This window comes from Mesorhizobium sp. M0664, assembly GCF_040320565.1.
In the GTDB taxonomy this organism is placed as follows: domain Bacteria; phylum Pseudomonadota; class Alphaproteobacteria; order Rhizobiales; family Rhizobiaceae; genus Mesorhizobium.
This window is the reverse complement of record NZ_JAMYPW010000044.1, coordinates 1-22,102: the sequence shown is the minus strand read 5'-3', so window position 1 is coordinate 22,102 and position 22,102 is coordinate 1. Positions and strand designations below refer to the sequence as shown.

Below are 22,102 nucleotides of genomic sequence, written 5' to 3'. Positions count from 1 at the left end.
GCGCTTGGTTGTTGTTCCTGCCGGGCGCTGAACGCCCGGCAGGAAAGCCTCGTCTCAGAGGCCGTTGTCCTTCAGGATCTGGGCGGCATTCTCCTTGGTGATCTTCTCCGTCGGCAGGGTGATGGTCTTTTCCACTTTCTCCCCGTTCAGGAACTTGATCGCCTGCCGCAGCCCTTCGGCGCCCGGCGTCACATAAGTGAACGTCGCCGTCAGCTCGCCATTGGCGACCAGCTGCACGCCTTCATTGGGCAGGCCGTCGATGCCGATGAACTTGATGTCCTTCTCACGTCCGACGTCCTTGGCGGCAAGATAGGCGCCATAGGCCATCGGATCATTGTGGCCGTAGACAAGATCGATTTTCTCGTTGTTGCGCAACGCCGTCGCCATGATGTTGTAGGCCTGGTCCTGCTTCCAGTCGCCCGACTGCTGGTCGAGCAGGTATTTTATGCCCGGCTCCTTGTCGGTGAATTCATGGAAACCGTCATGGCGGTCGTGTGCCGGCTGGGTGCCCATGCCGCCCCAGATCTCGACAACGTTGCCGGCGGCCTTGCCCTTGCCGCCAAGCAGCTCGACGGCATATTCACCGGCAGCCCGGCCGATCAGCTTGTTGTCGCCGCCGACGAACTGCGTGTAGTCGTTGGTTTCGACGTTGCGGTCGAGCACGAAGACCGGGATCTTGGCATCGATCGCCTGCTGCACGACACCGGTCAGGCCGGCGGATTCTTTCGGTGATACCAAGAGCGCATCGACCTCCTGACGGATAAGGTTTTCGACATCGGCGACCTGCTTCTCGGTCTTGTCCTCGCCGTCGGTGATGATCAGCTCGACTTCCGGATGCTTGGCCGCTTCGGCCAGGATGTCCTTGTTGAACTGGGCGCGCCAGGGTTCGATGGTCGTCACCTGCGAGAAGCCGATCTTCCACTTCTTGTCCTGCGCATGGGCGCCGCCGGCAAGCATGGCGGTCGTGGTCAGGAGTGCCGCTGTCAGCCCGGCGAGCTTCAACAATTCACGTCGTTTCATTTCTTGTTTCCTCCAATATTCAGAGACGCGGTCTCTTGCGACGGCCGCTTTGCCGCGGCCGTTTCCTTGTGCGCTTGCCCGCCGGGCAGTCGCAGATAGAAGAGAAGATCACCGGCATTGCGCTCCTGTACGAGCACGGTACCGATGATGATCATCCCCTTCAGCACCAGCTGAAGGTTCGAATTGATGTTGTGCAGCTGCAGGATGTTGGAGAGCAGCCCGAAGATCAGCACGCCGCAGAACGTCCCGGTGAGGCTGCCGCGTCCGCCCATCAGGCTGGTGCCGCCGATGACCACGGCGGCGATCGCGTCGAGCTCCAGCCCGGCGCCGGCATCAGGCTTGCCTTGCCGGTATTGCGCGACATAGAGCACCGCCGCGATGCCGGCCAGCAGCCCTGACACGGCATAGGTGGCAATCTTGACGCGGCCGGCGGCGATGCCCGACAGTCGCGCCGCCTCCTCATTGCCGCCGATCGCATAGACATAGCGGCCAAACGGCGTGAACCGCAGCACGGCGCCGTAGGTCAGGATGGCGCCGAGGAAGAACAGGCCCGGCATCGGGATCACGCCGAATACCAGCGAGCGCAGCATTTCGAAATCGGCGGTGGCATTCGAGCCGGTGTAGACCGGCAGCACCGCATTGTTCTGGCCGGCTGTCAGCCGGGCGATGCCGAGCGCAGTGACCATCATCGCCAGCGTCACGATGAAGGGCTGCAGCCGCCCGGCGACGATGATGAAGCCGTTGAGCGCGCCGAACAGCAGGCCGACGCAAGGCGCCACCAGCAGCACGCCGAGCACGCCGAATTTTGAGCCCACCTGCGGCAGCAGGAACCACAGCACCAGACTGCACAGGATCACCCCGACAATGCCGGGTGTCACCAGCCCGCGAACGCTGTCCAACCTGATGTCGTGCGTGGCCTGCGCGCCGGCGCGGGATTTTTCGATGTTCAGCAGGATGAAACGAGTGACGAGAATGCCGAGGCAAAGGGCTGCCAGGGCAACTGTCGGCACCCCCAGCACCACCGCCGGCGTCACGCCGGGGACCGTCAGCAGCATGGCACAGACGACCGTGCAGATAGCCATCAGCGAGCCGACGGAAAGGTCGATACCGCCGGTGATGATCACCGCAGTCATGCCGGTGGCAATCAGCCCGGTGGTCGACACCTGGCGCAGCACGTCGAGCAGGTTGCCGTAGGACAGGAAGATGTTGTTGCCCTTGGAGCTGATCGGCGAGCCGAGCACGCCGATCAGGAAGATGGCGATCAGGCCCCAATAGAGCTTCGTCCGGGACAGGATATGCAAAATGCTCATGCGGCAGGCCTCGTCATCGTCCGTCGCGGCGCCGCAAGCCGCATGATGGCCTCCTCGCTGGCTTGCGCGCGGGGCAGGATTCCCGTCTGGCGGCCGTCGGCCATGACCAAGATACGGTCGGAAAGATGCAGCAGTTCCGGCAATTCCGAGCTGATGACGGCGATCGCCAGCCCGTCTCGCGCCAGCTTGAAGATGAGATCGTAGATTTCCCGCTTGGCACCGACATCGATGCCGCGTGTCGGCTCGTCGAGCAGCAGCACCCGCGGCCTCGTCGCTAGCCATTTGCCGATGACGACCTTCTGCTGGTTGCCGCCGGACAGCGTGCCGGCCGGCTGCTCGACGGTCTCGCAGCGAATGCCGAGCGCCTTGACGGCGTCCCGTGCCAGCCCTTGCTCACCGGCCAGCGAGCGCACGCCGAACCGCGCCAGCGCGCCGACCAGCGGCAGCGCGACATTGTCGGTGATCGAGGCCTCGAGATGCAGGCCTTGCGTCTTGCGGTCTTCCGTGACCAGGGCGATGCCGAGCCGGCGCGCATCGCGCGGCGAACGGATTTCTACTGCCTCGCCATCGAGCCTGATCTCACCGCCGGCACGTCCGCCGCTGGACCCGAAGATGGTTTCCAGGATTTCGGTACGGCCCGAGCCCAGCAGCCCGCCGATACCGAGGATTTCTCCTGCGGCAAGATCGAAGCTGACGCCGTCGAGCACGGTGCGCCAACCATGGCGATTGGGCTTCGACAACGACAGCTCGCTTACGGACAGGACCGTGTTGCCACCGGGGATGCGGTGCTCCTGGGAGGAAGCAAGCAGGTTTCGCCCGACCATCGCCGAAATTATGGCGTCTTCGTCGAGCTTGTCCATCACCCGCGTCAGGACGTGGCGTCCATCGCGAAACACGGTGACGCGGCTGGCCAGATGCATGACCTCGTCGATGCGGTGCGAAATGTAGACGATCGCCACGCCGCTGTCGGCGAGCTGGCGGATGATGCGGAACAGCCGCTGGCATTCGGCCGGCGAAAGCGCCGAGGTCGGCTCGTCCATGATCAGAATGCGCGCCGACATCGACAGCGCCTTGGCGATCTCGACCAGCTGCTGTTCGCCGACGCGCAAGGCACCGACGCGCGCATCCGGGTCGAGCTCGATGCCGAGCCTTTGCAAGAGCGCGCCGGCAGCGCGGCTGCTCGCCTTGCGGTCGACGATCAGCCCGGCGATCAGCTTCTCGCGGCCGAGAAAGATATTGTCGGCGACGCTAAGTTCGGGAACGAGGTTCAGCTCCTGGTGGATGATGGCGATGCCGGCGCGCTCGGCTTCGCGGACGCCGGCAAAGCGCACCGGATGGCCATCGATACTGACCGTTCCGTTATAGTCCGTATAGACGCCGGACAGGATCTTCATCAGCGTCGACTTGCCGGCGCCGTTCTCGCCCATCAGCGCATGGACCTCGCCGCGCCGCAGTTCGAAGCCGACATCGACAAGCGCGGCGATACCGCCGAAGGACTTGGAGATGTGCTCGGCGCTCAGCACGATCGCCGAGCCGTCCGCCACAACGCCTTGCGCAGGGATGGAATTGCCGTGCTGCATGATAAGGACGGCCTCCCTCCGTCGTCACCGAACACCTCAAACGCTAATCTAAACGTTTCGATCATGTCAAGGTAATATCTGGAGCCTGAGATTGTTCCATTTCAATTCTTGCGCAAAATCATAAGATTCCGTACGTATTGCTACCGTGGAGTGGTGAAACGTTTCGAAAATGACAGCGTCAGGACGAAAAAAGCAGCGCAAATTCACTGCCCCGACTATGCTTCATGTGGCCGAGGCCGCGCGTGTTTCCGTGGCCACCGTATCGGCGCTGATCAATGGCACCGCGACCGTCAGCCCCGAGCTCAGCCAGCGGATCGAACAGGCGATCCGCGACATCGGTTATAAGCGCAACGCTATCGCCCGCAGCCTCAAGATGGGCACCACACGCACCATCGGGCTCACCGTCCCACACATCACCAATCCGTTCTTTACCGACGTGGTTTCGGTCATCCAGCAGGCTTTCGACAGGGCCGGCTACGCCGTCATGCTGTGCTGCACCGACGAGCACCTGAACACGCAGGACGACCAGATCAGGCTGCTGCTCGACCGCATGGTCGACGGACTGATCGTCGCGCGTGTCGGTGACGGCGCGATCCTCAAACGGATTGTCGACGACGCCAATGTGCCGGTCGTGCTGCTCGACCGTGTTTGCCAGGGTGTCGACACCGATGCCGTCGTTCTCGACAATCAGCGCGCGGTGTTCGACGCCATCACTTATCTGATCGATCTCGGCCATCGGCGCATCGGCTACATCTCCGGCTCGTTCGATATCTCGCCGATGCATGACCGCATGGCGGGATACCGCGAGGCCCTCCAGGCCGCCGGCCTGCCGGCCGAACCCGAGCTCGTCCGCTTCGGCAACTTCCACGAAGTCGATGGCTACAACGCCACCATGCAGCTGCTTTCGCTGCACGACCGGCCGAGCGCCATCTTTTCGGCCAACAACCCGATGGTGATCGGCACCATGAAGGCCATTCGCGATATCGGCCTGTCCTGTCCGGAGGATATTTCCGTCGCTTGCTTCGACGATTTTCCGTGGTCGGATGTGTTCCGGCCGCAATTGACCACGGTCGCACAGCCCGTGCAGGCGATCGGCGAACAGGCGGCCAATCTGCTGCTCGACCGGCTCGCCGGAAACAGGGATGCGCCGCCGCGCAAGCTGACGCTCAAGGGACGCTTGATGATCCGCAATTCATGCCGTCCGCTAGGTGCGACTGCGCAGAGCGTCAGCGCGTAGCGCGTGGGCTCTGTTCAGAAACTTTGCAATGCCGGACGGACAGCGCTCCCTCTGTCCTGCCGACCCCAGGTCTGCGCAGCCACTACGGGGGTTCGTCGTTCAAAAACCGAGCAATTGAAGGACGCGGCGCCGATCGGGCCAAGTGGCCAACAATTAGCCAGCCGACAGTCAGGAAAATCTTGGCAATCGAAGCATGTCGGATTAGGAATATGACGAGATGCGACAGATCGTTCACACGGGCGCCGGCTTGAGTCATGCGCGTGAAATCGATCCTAATCGGGCTGGTACTTGCTGGGATGGCCGCATTCTCCGGCTGCACCACCGGCGGAGCGTTACAGACCTTTCCCCAGGCCTATGGCGGCCTCACCGACGCCGGTTTTCGCGTTCCGCCGGTTCCGATCTACAAGGTTGACCAAAAGTTCCATCGGCAGACAGTGCCTTATGCGACTGAAGAGGCGCCGGGCACCATCATTGTCGATACAGGAGCGAAGTTCCTCTACTACGTGTTGGGAGACGGTCAGGCGCTGCGCTACGGAATCGGCGTCGGCAAGGCGGGCTTCGAGTGGCATGGCACTGCTCACGTTGCGAGGAAGCGCGAATGGCCGGATTGGAGCGCGCCGTCTGCGATGATCGTGCGCGAGCAGAAGCGAGGCCGCATCATACCGGCCCATATGGAGGGCGGACTCATGAACCCGCTCGGGGCGCGGGCGCTCTATCTTTTTAACGAGAAAGGTGACACTGGATATCGCCTGCACGGTAGCCCTGAATGGTGGTCCATCGGCAAAGCTGTGTCGGCGGGCTGCATTCGCCTCATGAACCAGGACATCATCGATCTCTATGACCGCGCCACAATCGGCACCAAGGTGATCGTTATTTAGTGGACGCCGCGTTTCCCGCTAACGGACGAGCATGACGGATCGAAAACCTCCGCGCAAAACGCGCGAAATGTTCGCTATGTTTTCGCACACCTGTTCGCGATGTTCCCTGCCTAAGGCCGGCCTTGCCCGCAACAGTGGCAAGTGGCGAACCAACTCTCAGGCAGCTTCCGACAGCGATTTGTGGGCGTCGGCCAGGATCTCGAACGAGCGCACCCGCGCCGCATGGTCGAAAATCTGCGCTGTGACCATCAACTCGTCGGCGCCTGTCCGGCGCACAAACGCCTCGATGCCTTGCCTGACTGTTTCGGGAGAGCCGACGACGGCGCAGGAAAGCGCTTGGCCGAGCATGGTCTTGGCCATTGGATCGAGGTCGCGCTCATATCCTTCGACCGGCGGCGGCAATCGGCCGGGCCGGCCGGTGCGCAGATTGACGAAGGCCTGCTGCAGCGAGGTGAACAGCAGCCGCGCCTCGGCATCGGAAGGAGCGGCGAAGACGTTGAGGCCGAGCATCACATAAGGCTTGTCGAGCTGCTCCGAAGGCTGGAAACGCGAGCGGTAGATCTCCAGAGCATGGTCGAGCTCGGCCGGCGCAAAATGCGAAGCGAAAGCGTAGGGCAGGCCGAGCATGGCGGCAAGCTGCGCGCCGTAGAGGCTGGAACCGAGAATCCAGATCGGCACCTTTTCGCCTTCGCCGGGCACCGCGCGGATGCGTTGGCCGTCTTCGGCCGGCTGCAAGTAACCCATCAGCTCGACGACGTCCTGCGGGAAATTGTCGGCGCCAGCGTCGAGGTTACGGCGCAGCGCCCGTGCCGTGGCCATGTCGGTGCCGGGCGCCCGGCCGAGGCCGAGATCGATGCGGCCAGGATGCAGAGCGTTGAGCGTACCGAACTGCTCGGCGATGACCAGCGGGGAATGATTGGGCAGCATGACGCCGCCGGCGCCGACGCGTATCGTATCGGTGCCGCCGGCCACATGGGCAATGACCACCGAGGTGGCAGCGCTGGCGATGCCCGGCATATTGTGGTGCTCTGCCAGCCAATAGCGCCGGTAACCCAGCCGCTCGGCATGACGGGCGAGATCGAGCGAATTGGCGAGTGACTGTGAAGCGTTGCTGCCTTCGACGATCGGCGACAGGTCGAGAACGGAAAGAACGGTCATCGGCGCGGGTTTCCTGTGGCCGAAGGGATGTAGGAAGCCGTTGCCGAGGCGGCAAATTCAAAATGTTGATGGAGCGCTGAGGGCACAACGGACGTGCGACCGATGCAAGGTCGTGATCTGCACCATCGGGGGGACGCTTTTGACCCTTTAAGCCGCTACTTGTTCACCTCGGAAATCTCTTCGTCCTCGATCGCTGCCGTGTGTTGCGCCGCCAGGAAATTGCCGACATGGCTGAGACCGTCGAAATGATCGCAGAACACCTTGATGACGACCAGCAGCGGCACCGCCAGCAGCGCGCCGACAAAACCCCATAGCCACGACCAGAAGGCGATGGCGATGAGGATCGCCACTGCGTTGATTTCGAGACGGCGGCCGACCACCGTCGGCGTCACGAACTGGCCTTCGACGATGTAGCATAGAACGACGAAGGCCGGCGCCAGCAGCGCGTAGGAAATCGTGTCGAAGCTTATCAGCGCAATGATCGTGACCAGCGTGATGGTGATTAACGCTCCGATATAGGGCAGGAAATTGAGCAGAGCCGCTGCCGCGCCCCAGACCTGCGCGTTTGGCACGCCGAGTGCCCACAGGCCGAGCCCGATGACCACGCCGAGACATGTATTGATGATCGTGACGGTAAGCAGATAGTGCGAGATTTCACGTTCGACGTCGTAGACGACACGCAGTGCCCGCTTCTTTTCGCTGAGACTGGGGAAGGATTGGACGATCTTTTCATAGAACATCGTGCCGGAGGCGAGCAGGAACAGCGACAGGACGAAGACGATGGTGACGCTGGTGCCGGCCGACAGTACATTGCCGGCGGCCTGCGAGAGAATACCGGATGGCGCCATCGCCACCCTCTGAACGCCCGGCTCCTGGGATGTCTGCGTCAGTCCCTCTATCTGACGCGAAACCTCCACGATCCTTTCGAACGGACGGCGCAGTTGTGCCAGACGTTCGGTAAGCTGCTGGCCGATCGTCGAGGTGTTGTTGATGAGATCGATGACCGGGCCGCTGAGCAGATATCCCGCGACGGCGACGAGGCAGAACGAAAGCAGCACCAGCAGTGTCGCTGAAATGACATCGGGCATGCCATGCTTGCGCAGGAGGCGAACGATCGGCGTCAGCGTCAGCGCCAGCAGGAAAGCCAGAATGACCGGCATGAAGAAGGCGCGGGCGAAGTAAAGCGCGTAGATCGCCATGAGGATGAAGATGCCGACGAGCAGCGAACGCATCAGATGCGCATCCGCCCGCGCCTCGACGCGCGGATCCGGGCTTTCGGCAGCGCTTGCGCCCGAAGCGTCGGGTTCGGCTTTCATTCTGACCCTCGGCGGCACACCGCGATTGGTGCAGACCGTTGGCGAAAACGCCTCTGTCGCTTCAAGGTTCCGTTAGCCGGCGTCACCGGCAAGGCCGCCTCGCGGCCTTGCCAATGAATCAGGTGACTGGGAATCAGGCAACCGGCGCCGCCACGGCGGGAACGGCCTTCGCAGTTTCCCGGCGCACGATCGGCGCCACTTTGGTGCCGTAGAGTTCGATGGCCTTCATCACCTTGGCGTGCGGCATGGTGCCGATCGCCATTTGCAGCAGGAAGCGGTCGTTGCCGAATATCCTGTGCTGGGCAACGATCTTCTCGGCCACCTGTTCTGGATTGCCGACGAACAGCGCGCCGTTTGGGCCGCGCGATTGGTCGAAATGCGCCCGCGATGTCGGCCCCCAGCCGCGCTCGCGGCCGATGCGGTTCATCACCTCGGCCTGCGGCCCGTAAAAATCGTCGGCTGCCTGGTCCGTGCTGTCGGCAATGAAGCCGTGCACGTTGAGACTGGTGGCAAGGCTTGCCGGATCGTTGCCGGCGCGCCTGGCTGCATCCCTGTAGATGTCGAACAGCGGTGCGAACCGCGCCGGCTCGCCACCGATGATCGCCAGTGCCAGCGGCAACCCGAGCACGCCCGCGCGGGCGACGGATTGCGGTGTTCCACCGACGGCGATCCAGATCGGCAATTTGTCCTGCAAGGGCCGCGGATAGACGCCGCGGTCGTTGATCGGCGCGCGCAGACTGCCCGACCAGGTCACCTTGACATGATCGCGGATGGCGAGCAGCAGGTCGAGCTTTTCGGCGAAGAGCTCGTCATAATCTTCGAGATTGTAGCCGAACAGCGGAAAGGACTCGATGAACGAGCCGCGCCCGGCCATGATCTCGGCACGGCCGCCGGACAGAAGATCGAGGGTGGCAAACTGCTGGAAGACGCGCACCGGATCGTCGGACGACAGCACGGTGACAGCGCTGGTCAGCCTTATGCGCTTGGTCCGTTCGGCCGCCACCGCCAGCGCCACCACCGGAGCCGAGGCAGCATAGTCGGGACGGTGGTGCTCGCCGAGACCAAAGACGTCCAGCCCGACCTGGTCGGCGAGCTCGATCTCCTCGATCAGGTTGCGCAACCGCTCATGCGCACCGATCGCACCGGGACCTGGTTCCGGGCTGACGTCGGCGAAGGTGTAGAGACCGAGTTCCATAGTGTGTCATCTCAGCGTTTTGTCTTGGCGCTACACGTAGCGATCAGTCCGCCGCCCCGCCAGATGCCTGGATGGTGAACAGCCGGGTGCCTTTCAGCCGAATTCAATCGAAATGGCGTCTCCCGGCTGCAACAGATCAGAATTTCATGGCTGGCATACCGTTTTGGCGCTTGAACTCTCGGTTTTCACGCGTATGTAAGCCTCGCAAATTGACTTCAGGGAAGTGGACTTGGCTATCTATAGGGAAAAAGACGTTTTCGAGCGGCGCAATGCCGCAAACGAGGCAAAGAAGGCGCTTCTGGAGCGCTTCAAGGCAAAGCCGGCGGCAGATGATCCAGCGGTGCTGGCACGACAGGCCGAGCGCAAGGCGATCCTCGAGGCCCGCGCTATACGCGAGGCCGAAAAGGCCAGGCTGAGGCAGGAAAAGCTGGCGCGCGAAGCGGTCGAAAAGGCCGAGCGCGAGGCAGCTGCCGAAGCGGCACGCATCGCTGCGGAAGAAGCCGCACAGGCCGAAGCGAAGATCCGGGAAGCTGAAGAGAACGAGCGCATCGCCCGTTTTCTTGCCGACGAGGCCGAACGCAAGGCCAAGCGTGATGCGCGCTATGCCGCGCGCAAGCAGCGCACCGGCAGGACGCCGCCCGGCTTCTCCGCGCGATAGCGCCTTCCGGCACTGATCAGCCGAATTCAAGAATCAGGGGCCGCCTTGCAGCGGCCCCGAACGCGTTCGTCTGTCAGAATCGGCTAAGCCGCGAGCTTCAGTCCCATGATGCCGCAGACGATTAGCGCGATGCAGGCCAGCCTGATCGCCGTCGCTGGGTCGCCGAGCTGCCATATCCCCAACAGCGCCGTGCCGACGGTGCCGACGCCGGTCCACACCGCGTAAGCGGTGCCGACCGGCAACGCCTTCAGCGCCAGGCTGAGCAAGGTCAGGCTGACGATCATCGAGGCAACCGTCAGGACGGTTGGCAGCGGCTTCGAGAATCCGTCGGTGTATTTGAGGCCGATCGCCCAGCCGATCTCGAACAGGCCGGCGAGGAACAGGAAAACCGACGACATCGGAACGCTCCGTTTCGATGGCTTTCGGCCGATTTCTTGAAAAGCGCAAAAATTGCCTTCGCCGCATCCAAGGGGATGCGCGTGAGCTTAATGAACAATCATACCGGCCGCGTTTGCGGCCGGTCGAAATAAGCCGGTAGCTGCGGCTCTACTTGTCCTTCAGCTTCATCGCCTTCACTGGCGGTGCCTTCAGGGCCGGCGCCGGAGCCGGTTTCTTCGCGTCCTTCTTCGGCTTGCGGGCCTCCTTGCCTGCCTTCATCGCACCCTTAGCCATGATTCGTTCCTCCAGTTGATATCTGGCGAAGTGAAACAAGAGAAAACGCTCGACTGCAAGAGGCCGCTGCCGTGCAGTCGCCTGGCCGATGGGCTGTCAACCGGTTTCTAATTCCCTCGTAAACCGCAGCGGTCCGTGCCATGGTCTTCTTCGCACTGCAGCATCAGCCCTCGCGTTTCGCCAGCTGATGATCAGGCAGGCCGGTCAGGACGACAATGCGGATCCACATCGGTTGCCAGATGAGCTTCGACTTCCCGCAGGAAACACCGCTGATCGCGATGCTAAATGTCCATTATTCGCGCGCATCCGATCTTGAGCGGCCGGACTTCCTGACGTCGAACCCGCCGGTGCCGATCGAGAGCTACCGCGACAGTTTCGGCAATTGGTGCAACCGTTTCGTTGCGCCGGCCGGGCGCTTTGCGTTCGGCACGGACGCGGTGATCCGCGACCCCGGCTCCTTCGAGACGCGCGAGCTGACGGCGTGGCAGCACGAGGTCCGCGATCTGCCGTCGGAGACGCTGCTGTTCCTGCTGCCCAGCCGCTATTGCGAGAGCGACGTGCTGTCGAATGAAGCGTGGCGGCTGTTCGGCAGCACCCCGCTCGGCATTCCGCGCGTCCAGGCGGTCTGCGACTTCGTCCATAACCACATCGTCTTCAACTATTTCAATGCGCGGCCGACGCGCACCGCCGCCGAGGCCTATCGCGAGCAGAGTGGTGTATGCCGCGACTTCGCTCATCTCGCTGTCGCCTTCTGCCGCGCCCTGAACATTCCGACCCGCTACTGCACCGGCTATATCAGTGATATCGGCCTGCCAAAGCCGTGGTCGGACATGGATTTCGCCGCCTGGATGGAAGTCTATCTCGGCGGCCGCTGGCACGCGTTCGACCCGCGCAACAACGCGCCGCGCATCGGCCGCATCCTGATTGCCTCCGGACGCGATGCCGCCGATGTGCCGCTGACCCACATTTTCGGGCCGGGCGCGCTGGCTGGCTTCAAGGTCTGGACGGACGAGGTCGTCGAATAGCCCGCGCCGCCCTTTTGAACAACTGACCTTGTGAACAACTGGGCGCTTCAGGCGTTGTGAGAGCTGTGGAGCGTGGGCGGACGCTCCGCCAATCTCGGGGCATCAACCAGGGCAGCACACCATGGCGGCGCATGGCGGGTCGAAAAAAGTGATCTATGCGGCGCTCGCCGGAAATCTTGCGATCGCACTGACCAAATTCGCCGCTGCCTTGTTCACGGGCAGCTCGGCAATGCTCTCGGAAGGCGTCCACTCGCTCGTCGATACCGGCAATGGCAGCCTGCTGCTTTACGGCATGCACCGTGCCGCGCGCCCGGCCGACCGCACGCATCCGCTCGGCCATGGCCGCGAGCTGTACTTCTGGAGCTTCATCGTCGCGCTCCTTGTCTTTGCACTGGGCGCCGGCATATCGTTCTACGAAGGCGTGATGCACATCATGGCGCCGGAGCCGATCGCCAACGCCAAGGTGAACTACGCTGTCCTCGGCCTTTCCTTCCTCTTCGAAGGCACCTCTTGGCTGGTGGCGCTGAAGGAATTCCGCCACCAAAAAGGCAGCCACGGCTGGCTCGAGGCGGTGCAGCTCAGCAAGGATCCGAGTGTCTACACCGTACTCTTCGAGGACAGCGCGGCACTTCTCGGCCTCGTTGTCGCCTTCGCCGGCATATTGGCGGCGGAACTGCTGGACATGCCGAAGCTCGACGGCGCCGCGTCGATCGGCATCGCGCTGATCCTGGGCGGGACCGCGATCTTCCTGGCGCGCGAAAGCAAGAGCCTGCTGCTCGGCGAGCCGGCCTCGCCCGAGGTGCAAACAGAGGTGCTGGCCATCGTCCAGCAGGACCCGGCGGTGCAACGGGCAAATGGCGTGCTGACGCTGCATATGGGTCCGCAGGAGATCGTCGCCGCTTTGAGCATCGAGTTCGAGGATCATTTGTCGGCGCCGGAGATAGAGACCTGTGTCGAGCGCCTCGAGACGCGGCTGAAAGCGGAGATGCCGGAGGTGACGCGGCTGTTCGTCAAGCCGCAGACCACCGGCACCTGGGAACGCCGGAGCAAGGCCTTGGCGGCGTCCGGAGGGGAACCGGCCTGAGGAAATGGCTGCGCCATCGGGCAGTCCCGGTTATGATTGCGGGCAAAAGCTCCAGGAGGAACGAAGATGAAAATCGACGGCGCGTGTCATTGTGGCGCTATCACTTACGAGGCCGAAGTCGATCCGGAAAAGACCACCATTTGTCACTGCATCGATTGTCAGAAGCTAACCGGAACGGCCTTTCGCGTCACCGTGCCGGCGTCCGAGGACAATTACAGGATCACCAAGGGCACGCCGAAGATCTACATCAAGACCGGTTCGAGCGGCGCCAAGCGCGCCCAGGCATTTTGCGGTGAGTGCGGCTCGCATCTCTACGCCACGTCGGCGGGCGAGGGACCGAAGGTTTACGGTATCAGGGTCGGCACGGCACGGCAGCGCGAGCAACTGGTGCCGAGAAAGCAGATCTGGCACCGCTCGGCGCTGCATTGGCTGCCGGAATTCGAAGGCACAACCATCATCGAGGAGCAGTAGCGCCAGACCGGGGCGAAGCCTCCGGTTCCGGCGCAGCTCTCAATCGTCGCCTTCGACGACCCTTAGCCTCAACTGCCCGGTTTTCGAATCGGCGACGCGCGGGCTGCTTTCCGCTTTTGCTCCGCTGCCATTCGAACCAGCGGTGTCCTCCGCCGGCTGCACGCCAAACTCCAGCGCCTCGATCTTTTGTCCGCGCCTGGTCACCTTCGATGTCGAGACCAGAATGTCGTCGATATCCTTGGCCGATTGGCCAAAATGCGTCTGCAATTTGCGCACCCGCTCGTCTAGCCGGGAGACGTCTTCCATCAGCCGGATAACCTCGCCCTGGATCAGGTGTGCCTGCTCGCGCATGCGGGCATCCTTGAGGATCGCCTGGATGACCTGGATCGACAGCATCAAAAGCGATGGCGAGACGATGACGATCCGTGAGCGATGCGCCTTCTGGACAACGGCCTCGAAATTCTCGTGGATTTCGGCGAACACCGATTCCGAAGGCACGAACATGAAGGCGGTGTCCTGCGTCTCGCCCTGGATCAGGTATTTTTCGGAAATATCGCGGACATGCACCTCGATGTCGCGGCGGAAAGCCTGTGCGGCGGTCTTCTGCAGTTCGGCGCCTTCGGCGGCCCGGATGGCATTCCAGGCCTCGAGCGGAAACTTTGCATCGATGGCAAGCGACGGTGCGCCGTTCGGCATCTTCACCAGGCAGTCGGGCCGGCTGCCATTCGACAAGGTCGCCTGGAATTCATAGGCGCCGTGCGGCAATCCGTCGGCGACGATGGCTTCCATACGCGACTGGCCGAAGGCGCCGCGCGTCTGCTTGTTGGAAAGGATCGCCTGCAATTGCACGACCTGGCCGGCCAGCGACTGGATGTTGCCTTGCGCGATATCGATGACCGCCAGCCGTTCCTGCAGCTTGGCGAGGCTCTCATGCGTCGATCTCGTCTGCTCGGTCATGGTCTGGCCCAGGCGGCCGGTCATGGCATCGAGACGCTGGCCGATCGACTGTGTCAGTTCCGCCTGGCGCGCCCCGAACACTTCGGCGATGGCGCCCATGCGGCCCTGCATTTCCGCCTGGCTTGCCAAGATGCCGGCCATCCGCACCTCGGCGTCGCGGGCGTGGTCGGCGGCTTCGGCGGCCGCCACTGCACGCGCCTTGGCCGATCGCCAGAGCGCAACGACGAGCGCCACGAACAGTCCAAGGAACAGCATTGCGCCGAAACCCAGGGCATGGCCGAGCGTGATCGTGGTGGCGCCTAGGCGGGCGACAGGTTCGGACAGGATGGTGGCCAGATCGTTCATGTCGACAGCATAGATGATTCGGTCTGCCAGCACAGATCAAAACGTGAACGACCCGAAGGCGCCCCGGTTGACGCTTTTCCTGCGAGGTCTTAGGTGAGACGCCATGTCGATCAAGCCGCTTATCATCCTTCCCGATCCCGTCCTGCGTCAGGTTTCAAAACCGGTCGAGCGTGTCGACGGGGATTTGCGCAAACTGGCCGGCGACATGCTGGACACCATGTATGACGCGCCCGGCATCGGCCTCGCAGCGATCCAGGTCGGCGAACCCTTGCGCATGCTGGTGATCGACCTGGCCAAAGAGGACGAGACGCCGGCACCGCACGTCTTCATCAATCCCGAAATCCTCGAAAGCTCCGACCAGCGTTCGGTCTACGAGGAAGGCTGCCTGTCGATCCCGGATTACTATGCCGAGGTCGAGCGTCCGGCGGCGGTGCGGGTGAAGTTTCTCGACCGCGACGGCAAGCTGCAGGAGATCGAGGCCGAGGGGCTGATGGCGACCTGCCTGCAGCATGAAATCGACCACCTCAACGGCGTGCTGTTCATCGATTACATCTCCAAGCTGAAGCGCGACATGGTGGTCAAGAAATTCAAGAAGCTCGCCAGGGACAAGGCGCCGGGCAAGATGGTGGGGTAGGCGTCGACGAATGCCCCTGCGTGTCATCTTCATGGGTACGCCCGAATTCTCCGTGCCGACGCTGCGGGCGATTGCCGGGGCCGGGCACGAGTTGGCAGCCGTCTACACGCAGCCGCCGCGCGCCGGCGGCCGGCGCGGGCTCGAACTGACGCCGTCGCCGGTGCAGCGCGAGGCGGAGCGGCTTGGCATCGAGGTGCGGTCGCCGGTGTCGCTGAAGGGCGAGGCGGAGCAGGAGGCGTTCCGCGCCTTAGGTGCCGACGTCGCCGTGGTCGTCGCCTACGGGCTGCTCCTCCCCAAACCCATTCTCGAGGCGCCGCGGCTCGGTTGCCTCAACGGCCACGCATCGCTGCTGCCGCGCTGGCGCGGCGCTGCCCCTATCCAGCGCGCCATCATGGCCGGCGATACCGAAACGGGCATGATGGTGATGCGGATGGAGGAAGGCCTCGACACCGGCCCGGTGGCAATGGTTGAAAAATGCGCCATTGGACCCGACATGACGGCCGGCGATCTGCACGATCGGCTGATGGTCTTGGGTGCTTCGCTGATAGTGCAAGCGCTCGAACGGCTGGAGCGGAATACGCTGACATTTACCACACAGGCGGAGGTGGGGGTGACCTACGCCAAGAAAATCGATAAATCGGAGACTCGCATAGACTGGCTGCGACCTGCCGGCGACGTGCACAACCAGATTCGCGGCCTGTCGCCCTTTCCCGGTGCATGGTGCGAGGCCGAAATCGGCGGCCGCGTGGAACGGCTGAAACTGCTTCGCTCGACGCTCTCGCAAGGCGCCGGCGAACCGGGAGGAATTCTCGATGACCGGCTGACGGTCGCCTGCGGGTCAGGCGCGATCAGGCCGGTCGAAGTTCAACGTGCGGGCGGAAGGCCCATTGCCGCGCAGGAGTTTCTGCGCGGGGCCAAGCTCGAAAAAGGAATGAAATTGTCATGAGCATGATGTCCATACGCGCGGCGACGCCGCGGGACCGCGAGGCGATCCGCCTTGTCGAAGAACACGCATTCGGCCAGCAGACGGAGGCCGGACTGGTCGACGCGCTGGTCACCGGCGGTGATGCCGTCGTCGAACTGGTGGCGGACGAAGACGGGCAAGTGGTCGGCCATATCCTGTTTTCACGGCTTTTCGTGCAGAATGGCGGCAAGAGCTTCCCGGCGGTGGCTTTGGCTCCTTTGGCGGTCGAGCCGTCGTTCCACGGCACCGGCATCGGAGGTGCGCTGGTCCGCGAGGCGCATATCCGCCTGAAGGCTGCTGGCGAGACGCTCGCCGTGGTGCTCGGCGATCCGGCTTACTATGGCCGTTTCGGCTACAGCCGCGCCCGTGCAGCAAAATTCGAGAGCGAGTACCAAAGCGAGGCTTTGCAGGCGCTTGCCTGGGGCGAGGCGCCGGAGACCGGCATGCTGGTCTACGCCTCGGCCTTCGGCTCAGCCCTCGCCGCCTGATTTCGCCTCGATCCGGGAATGCCGCGTTTTCGCCTCGACATCGAATATGACGGCAGTCTCTTCGCCGGCTGGCAGCGCCAGGCCAACCAGCCTTCGGTGCAGCAGGCGATCGAGCGGGCGATCGAGAAGTTCTGTGGCGAGCAGGTTTCGCTGCGCGCCGCCGGCCGCACCGATGCTGGCGTCCATGCGACCGCTCAGGTGGCGCATGTCGATCTGATCAAGGCATGGCCCGGCGACAAGGTGCGCGACGCAGTCAACGCGCATCTGCAAGCGGCCAAGGTGCGCATCGCCATCCTGAAGGCCGCAGTCGTGCCGGATGGCTTCGATGCGCGTTTCTCGGCGATCGGCCGCCATTACCTCTACCGCATCGTCAATCGCCGCGCGCCGGCGGCGCTCGACAAGGGCAAGATCTGGTGGGTACCGAAGCAGCTCGATGCCGGTGCCATGCACGAGGCGGCAAAGGTGCTGGTTGGCCGGCATGATTTCACCACCTTCCGCTCGACCCAGTGCCAAGCCACCAGTCCCGTCCGCACGCTCGACCGGCTGGATGTCAGCCGCACCGGCGATTTCATTGAGGTCCGCGCTTCGGCGCGGTCATTCCTGCACAACCAGGTGCGCTCGATGGTCGGCTCGCTCAAACGTGTCGGCGAAGGCGGCTGGACTGTTGCCGACCTCAAGGCGGCGCTTGAGGCGCGCGACCGTGCGGCCTGCGGTCAGGTGGCGCCGCCCGACGGGCTGTTTCTCGTCGGCGTCGATTATCCGACGCCTGGCTGATCCGGAACGCTGATCCCGAGCAGCGCCTGCAGGCCGAACAGGACGATCAGCGACGCCACGAACATGCCGGCAAAAACGGCGCTGCCGGTGGCCGCACCCCTGCCGATCGCAACGTTGGTCATCCGCCAGGTCAAGACCATCGACAGCGCGAACAACAGCAGCGACACGAGTCCGGAGACTTCGTTGGCCGACGTCAGGAAGAGCCGGATCAACGCCGATGGCAGCATCATCCAGGCGATGATCGCCGAGGCCCAATTGCTGGCCACGACATAATGGACGAATCGGCCGCCGACGCCGACCCGCGGCGCCACCAGGGCGAGGCCTATGAGCGGCAGCACCCAGGCGCCGATATCGACGGTTGCCAGGCGGATCAACATGCTGAAACGGCCGACGAATGCGTTGGGATCGCCGATCTCGTTGGCAATACCGACCCAGCCGACGATCAGTGCCGGCGCCGCGACGACAATGGCAAAAAAGGAGTTCCAGAAACCGTCCGCCGAAAGGTCGAGCAGGCGAAATCCATCGGCTTTGCCGAGCATCAGCCGCCAGGCACCGGCAAGCGAAGCGTAGGTTTCATCCGCTGAAAGCATCACTAGGATATGTCCTGCGCAAACCAGTCTTCAACGAAGCGCAGATAAATCTGCGTCAGCGTCTCGAGGTCGGCAATCGCCACGCGTTCGTCGACCATGTGCATGGTCTTGCCGACCAGTCCGAATTCGACCACCGGACAATAATCCTTGATGAAGCGGGCATCGGAGGTGCCGCCGGAGGTGGAGAGCGCCGGCTTCCTGCCGGTCACCGCCTTGATCGAGCCGCCAAGCGTCTCGATCAACCTGTCGTCGCGTGTCAGGAAAACGTGGCTCGGTCCGTCGCGCCAGACGATCTCGTAGTCGACCGGCGTCTTCTTGCCGGCGCGGTATTTCTTGCGTTTCGCCGCCCGGTCGAGGCGGTTGTGGATCTCGGCCTGGATCGTCTCGGCGGTCCATGTGTCGTTGAAGCGAATATTAAAGGTAGCCGCCGCCTTCGCCGGGATGACGTTGGTGGCAGGATTGCCGACATCGATGGAGGTCACCTCAAGATTGGTCGGCTGGAAATCCCTTGTTCCGTTGTCGAAGACGGGGTGAAGCAAGGCGTCGACCAGCGTCACAAGGCCGCGCACCGGGTTGTCGGCTAGCTGCGGATAGGCGGCGTGGCCCTGGCGGCCGTTGACGACGACCGTGCCGGAGAGCGAGCCGCGCCGGCCGATCTTGATCATATCGCCGAGCGCATCGGGATTGGTCGGCTCGCCGACGATCGCAGCATGCCATTTCTCGCCCTTGGCAGCCGCCCATTCGAGCAGTTTCGTCGTGCCGTTGATCGCCGGCCCTTCCTCGTCGCCGGTGATCAGCAGCGAGACCGACCCCTTCGGGCCGCCCTTCTGCGCGATATGTCGCGCTACCGCCGCGACGAAACAAGCAATGCCGCCCTTCATGTCGACGGCGCCGCGGCCGAACATCTCGCCATTGGCGATCTCGGCGCCAAAGGGTGGGTGCGTCCAGGCTGTTTCATCGCCCACCGGCACCACATCGGTATGACCGGCAAACATCAGATGCGGGCCGTTGCCGGAACGCCGCGCGTAAAGGTTCTCTATGTCAGGTGTGCCGGATTCGGAAAACACCGGGCGCTCGACGGCAAAGCCGAGCGGCTTCAACATTTCTTCCAGCGCGCTCAGCGCACCGCCTTCGGCGGGCGTCACGGAAGCGCAGCGGATGAGAGCAGCCAGATTTCTGGTCGGATCGGTAGGCAGCGTCATGGGCAAAAGCGATAGTCGAAAGCGCAAGGCCTGTCACGGCCAGACATAAGGGCCAGCCATGCCGCCGACATTATGGTTTTCATGCCGTATGATTGCGGCAAAGGCCTCTCGACCAAGGCAGGGCCATTGCATGGTCACGCGTGGCAAGACAATCGTAATCGCAGGTGCCGGCAGTATCGGATGCTACGCCGGCGGCTGCCTGATACTTGCCGGGCGAAAGGTGGTTCTGCTGGCGCGGCCTCGCATCGAGAAGGCGCTGCAAAAAGGTGGATTGCGCATCACCGACCGTGATGGCCGCGACCGATCCGTCAAGCCGGAGGCATTGTCGGTCACCGCCGATCCGGCCGCGGCATTCCCCGGTGCCGATGTCATCCTGGCAACGGTCAAGAGCGGCGCGACGCAGGACATGGCCGGGCTTATTGCGGCCCATGCCCGACCGGATGCGGTGATACTCAGTCTGCAGAACGGCGTCGACAATGCCGATAAATTGCGAGCCCATCTCACCGCCCGGCGGGTGCTCGCGGGCATGGTGCCGTTCAACGTGGTCCAATCGGCGGAGGGCGAATTGCCGCTTCGCCTGCACCGCGCCAGCGGCGGCAAGGTGATGATCGAACAGGGCGCGACAGGCCTTGACGAACTGCTCGACGTCGAGGGCTTTGCCGTCGCCACGCATGGCGACATCGAAGCGGTGCTATGGGGCAAGCTGCTGCTCAACCTCAACAACGCGCTGGTGGCGCTTTCCGGCCTGCCGCTGGTGGCAGAGCTTGCCGATCGCCGCTGGCGGCTGATCCTGGCCGGCCAGATCGACGAAGCATTGGCGGCAATGACGGCGACAGGCATCGAACCCGCTCGCATCGCCGGCCTGCGTCCCGCGCTGCTGCCGAAAGTGCTTCGCCTGCCCGACTGGCTGTTCAAGTTCTTGGCGCGGCGGATGCTTGCCATCGATCCGGCCGCGCGTTCGTCGATGTGGGATGACCTTCAGCGCCGCCGGCCGACGGAGATCGGCGAACTGCAAGGCGCGGTCCTGCGTTTGGCCGAAAAGGCCGGCACGCCGGCACCTTTGCTGAAGCGCGTGGCGGCACTGGTGCGCGCGGCCGAGCAGGAGAGAAGCGGATCGCCCTGCCTGTCGCCGGAAGCCGTTGTCGCGACCGTCAGATCGTAGCCCGCACAGGCGCCCAGTAACGACCCTTGCCGGTGCGCTTGGCTTCGTACAGCGCATGGTCGGAACAGGTGAGCAGGATTTCCGGATCGCCGCCGTCGGCGGGTGCGAAGGCGCTGCCGACGCTCAAGCCGACATGGATGGCGGAACCGACCCCGAGGTCGAAAGGCACCGAGACCTTTTCGATGGCCCGCTTTGCCAGGTAGGTGGCCTCGATCTCCGAGGTTGCGGGCAAAAGGATGACGAATTCATCGCCGCCAATGCGGAAGACCACGTCCCCCGGACGGAAGCCGCGCTTCAATCGTTCGGCCACCTTGCGCAGCAGCACGTCGCCGACGGCGTGGCCAAAACGGTCGTTGACCTGTTTGAAACCGTCGAGATCCATGCTGAGCACTGCAAACGGCTTGCCGCCATTGGCGGCCGGCGCCGCAAGGTCGCGGCACATGTCGCGCAATTTCTCCTGCAGGAAGATGCGGTTTGGCAGGCCGGTCAGCGCGTCCTTGATGGCCAGGTCGCGATTGTCCAGTTCGGCGCGGATCATGCGGGCATTGATTGCGTGGTTCTGAAGCAGCACGATGATGACGCCGACCACATAGAACGGCGTTTGAATTCCGACGATCGGCATTCCGGGCGCCGCAGAAAACAATGCGCCGACCACGTAAGGCAGGCTTACGGCCAACATGACGAATATGGCGAAGCGCGGGGTCGCCGCATTGCGTGACGACACCACGCCGACGACGCCTGCGACATTCAAGGCGGCAAGTACGGAAAGCGCCATATTCCCGCTGGCAACACAGCCATAGCAGCCGAGGCCGAAAACGACCGACCAGACGCCGCTGGCTGCCATCAGGCCCGCCAGCGGCCCTTTCGAGCCGCGCCTGCGGGCCTGCTCGCATTCCCGCATCAGCAGAACGCGGACGGTGAAAAGCATCAGGTCGGCGGCAATCCAGGCGTAGGGCCACCAATCCCCGGTGGCAAGAGCGGCGCTGACCGCAACCAACAGAACGCTGATGGTGCCGAACAGGACTGCGAATTTGCGGTCGAAGGTGGTGTCGAGAAGCCGGGCGCGGACAGCTTCCGGTTCCAATTTCATCGGCGAAGAGAACCAGGCAAACAGGCGAGCGGCGGCGCTCCACGTTTTGCGCGGCTCCTTGGTGGTCAGGGATAGGTCGCTTGCCAGTCGAGCGCTCCGTGCCGGTCGACACAGTCTTCGCCGGCATGCTGGGCCAGGGTGATTAACATTCGCTTAGAGCATCCGGCGCAAAACCGGGCTTTCGGAACTCCCCGCTCCGCCGCTCTGGAGTATCCGTGTTGGTCAAGGGAGAGATGGTGTCCAGGTCCGATTGTCCCTGAGTAGTGCGTTTGCGAGGATGATGAGCTTTCGC

Annotated in this window: 23 protein-coding genes; 11 read left to right on the top strand and 12 right to left on the bottom strand. The window is 63.3% G+C overall.

The window, feature by feature from the left end:
* Window positions 1–54: 54 nt before the first annotated feature.
* From NKI39_RS27370 to NKI39_RS27360, 3 genes are read right to left on the bottom strand one after another with little or no spacing between them, the layout of a single operon-like run.
* Entirely contained in the window at window positions 55–1,020 is a 966-nt protein-coding gene (locus NKI39_RS27370) for a substrate-binding domain-containing protein (protein ID WP_352835774.1), read from the bottom strand.
* Window positions 1,017–2,330: an ABC transporter permease gene (locus tag NKI39_RS27365; protein WP_352835773.1), complete on the bottom strand. Its 1,314-nt coding sequence runs from the start codon at window positions 2,328–2,330 to the stop codon at window positions 1,017–1,019. Before NKI39_RS27365 ends, NKI39_RS27370 begins: the two co-directional genes overlap by 4 nt.
* Window positions 2,327–3,910 (bottom strand): sugar ABC transporter ATP-binding protein, encoded by a 1,584-nt coding sequence (locus tag NKI39_RS27360; protein ID WP_352835770.1) that lies wholly within the window; start codon window positions 3,908–3,910, stop codon window positions 2,327–2,329. The genes NKI39_RS27365 and NKI39_RS27360 overlap by 4 nt, the downstream gene beginning before the upstream one ends.
* 217 nt (window positions 3,911–4,127) lie before the next feature.
* On the opposite strand from NKI39_RS27360, the gene NKI39_RS27355 reads away from it, so the two are divergent.
* Window positions 4,128–5,147, top strand: coding sequence for a LacI family DNA-binding transcriptional regulator (locus NKI39_RS27355; protein ID WP_254815864.1), 1,020 nt, complete (start codon window positions 4,128–4,130; stop codon window positions 5,145–5,147).
* Between the two features lie 254 nt (window positions 5,148–5,401).
* On the top strand, window positions 5,402–6,025 hold the full coding sequence (locus tag NKI39_RS27350; protein ID WP_352539938.1) for a L,D-transpeptidase: 624 nt from the start codon (window positions 5,402–5,404) through the stop codon (window positions 6,023–6,025).
* 156 nt (window positions 6,026–6,181) lie between these two features.
* On the opposite strand, the gene NKI39_RS27345 is transcribed toward NKI39_RS27350, so the two are convergent.
* From NKI39_RS27345 to NKI39_RS27335, 3 genes are all read right to left on the bottom strand, one after another.
* Window positions 6,182–7,183, bottom strand: coding sequence for an LLM class flavin-dependent oxidoreductase (locus NKI39_RS27345; protein ID WP_352814003.1), 1,002 nt, complete (start codon window positions 7,181–7,183; stop codon window positions 6,182–6,184).
* A 155-nt stretch (window positions 7,184–7,338) separates the two neighbouring features.
* A complete protein-coding gene (locus NKI39_RS27340; RefSeq protein ID WP_352835767.1) occupies window positions 7,339–8,499 on the bottom strand; it encodes an AI-2E family transporter in 1,161 nt (386 codons plus the stop codon).
* Between the two features lie 133 nt (window positions 8,500–8,632).
* Window positions 8,633–9,694 (bottom strand): LLM class flavin-dependent oxidoreductase, encoded by a 1,062-nt coding sequence (locus tag NKI39_RS27335; protein ID WP_352835764.1) that lies wholly within the window; start codon window positions 9,692–9,694, stop codon window positions 8,633–8,635.
* Window positions 9,695–9,923: 229 nt separating this feature from the next.
* On the opposite strand from NKI39_RS27335, the gene NKI39_RS27330 reads away from it, so the two are divergent.
* A complete protein-coding gene (locus NKI39_RS27330) occupies window positions 9,924–10,352 on the top strand; it encodes a DUF6481 family protein (protein WP_352835761.1) in 429 nt (142 codons plus the stop codon).
* Between the two features lie 83 nt (window positions 10,353–10,435).
* On the opposite strand, the gene sugE is transcribed toward NKI39_RS27330, so the two are convergent.
* Window positions 10,436–10,750, bottom strand: a complete 315-nt coding sequence (gene sugE, locus NKI39_RS27325; RefSeq protein WP_352472361.1) for a quaternary ammonium compound efflux SMR transporter SugE — start codon at window positions 10,748–10,750, stop codon at window positions 10,436–10,438.
* A 148-nt stretch (window positions 10,751–10,898) separates the two neighbouring features.
* Window positions 10,899–11,024 carry a hypothetical protein gene (locus NKI39_RS27320; RefSeq protein WP_013528464.1) on the bottom strand — a complete coding sequence of 42 codons (126 nt, stop codon included), beginning with the start codon at window positions 11,022–11,024 and terminating at the stop codon, window positions 10,899–10,901.
* A gap of 215 nt (window positions 11,025–11,239) precedes the next feature.
* Between NKI39_RS27320 and NKI39_RS27315 the strand changes: the two genes are divergently transcribed.
* From NKI39_RS27315 to NKI39_RS27305, 3 genes are all read left to right on the top strand, one after another.
* The gene (locus NKI39_RS27315; protein ID WP_352501143.1) at window positions 11,240–12,049 is read left to right on the top strand and encodes a transglutaminase-like domain-containing protein; all 810 of its coding nucleotides are present in this window, start codon (window positions 11,240–11,242) and stop codon (window positions 12,047–12,049) included.
* 121 nt (window positions 12,050–12,170) lie between these two features.
* Entirely contained in the window at window positions 12,171–13,133 is a 963-nt protein-coding gene (locus NKI39_RS27310) for a cation diffusion facilitator family transporter (protein ID WP_352835758.1), read from the top strand.
* 66 nt (window positions 13,134–13,199) lie between these two features.
* Entirely contained in the window at window positions 13,200–13,604 is a 405-nt protein-coding gene (locus NKI39_RS27305; protein WP_023676952.1) for a GFA family protein, read from the top strand.
* 39 nt (window positions 13,605–13,643) lie between these two features.
* On the opposite strand, the gene NKI39_RS27300 is transcribed toward NKI39_RS27305, so the two are convergent.
* Complete coding sequence (locus tag NKI39_RS27300; RefSeq protein WP_352835755.1) at window positions 13,644–14,906, bottom strand: DNA recombination protein RmuC; 1,263 nt, start codon at window positions 14,904–14,906, stop codon at window positions 13,644–13,646.
* Window positions 14,907–15,009: 103 nt separating this feature from the next.
* Between NKI39_RS27300 and def the strand changes: the two genes are divergently transcribed.
* From def to truA, 4 genes are read left to right on the top strand one after another with little or no spacing between them, the layout of a single operon-like run.
* Window positions 15,010–15,540 (top strand): peptide deformylase, encoded by a 531-nt coding sequence (gene def, locus NKI39_RS27295; RefSeq protein WP_352539945.1) that lies wholly within the window; start codon window positions 15,010–15,012, stop codon window positions 15,538–15,540.
* Between the two features lie 16 nt (window positions 15,541–15,556).
* Entirely contained in the window at window positions 15,557–16,486 is a 930-nt protein-coding gene (gene fmt, locus NKI39_RS27290; protein WP_352835804.1) for a methionyl-tRNA formyltransferase, read from the top strand.
* On the top strand, window positions 16,483–16,992 hold the full coding sequence (locus NKI39_RS27285) for a GNAT family N-acetyltransferase (RefSeq protein ID WP_352835752.1): 510 nt from the start codon (window positions 16,483–16,485) through the stop codon (window positions 16,990–16,992). Before fmt ends, NKI39_RS27285 begins: the two co-directional genes overlap by 4 nt.
* A gap of 18 nt (window positions 16,993–17,010) precedes the next feature.
* Window positions 17,011–17,766: a tRNA pseudouridine(38-40) synthase TruA gene (gene truA / locus NKI39_RS27280; RefSeq protein WP_352835749.1), complete on the top strand. Its 756-nt coding sequence runs from the start codon at window positions 17,011–17,013 to the stop codon at window positions 17,764–17,766.
* Here truA and NKI39_RS27275 read toward each other — a convergent pair.
* Window positions 17,748–18,356 carry a transporter gene (locus tag NKI39_RS27275; RefSeq protein WP_352455970.1) on the bottom strand — a complete coding sequence of 203 codons (609 nt, stop codon included), beginning with the start codon at window positions 18,354–18,356 and terminating at the stop codon, window positions 17,748–17,750. The genes truA and NKI39_RS27275 overlap by 19 nt on opposite strands.
* A gap of 2 nt (window positions 18,357–18,358) precedes the next feature.
* Complete coding sequence (dapE, locus tag NKI39_RS27270; RefSeq protein WP_352472355.1) at window positions 18,359–19,558, bottom strand: succinyl-diaminopimelate desuccinylase; 1,200 nt, start codon at window positions 19,556–19,558, stop codon at window positions 18,359–18,361.
* 130 nt (window positions 19,559–19,688) lie between these two features.
* Between dapE and NKI39_RS27265 the strand changes: the two genes are divergently transcribed.
* Window positions 19,689–20,720, top strand: a complete 1,032-nt coding sequence (locus tag NKI39_RS27265) for a 2-dehydropantoate 2-reductase (RefSeq protein WP_352835748.1) — start codon at window positions 19,689–19,691, stop codon at window positions 20,718–20,720.
* Here NKI39_RS27265 and NKI39_RS27260 read toward each other — a convergent pair.
* On the bottom strand, window positions 20,710–21,810 hold the full coding sequence (locus tag NKI39_RS27260; RefSeq protein WP_352813998.1) for a GGDEF domain-containing protein: 1,101 nt from the start codon (window positions 21,808–21,810) through the stop codon (window positions 20,710–20,712). The two genes, NKI39_RS27265 and NKI39_RS27260, sit on opposite strands and share 11 nt — an antisense overlap.
* Between the last annotated feature and the right edge of the window lie 292 nt (window positions 21,811–22,102).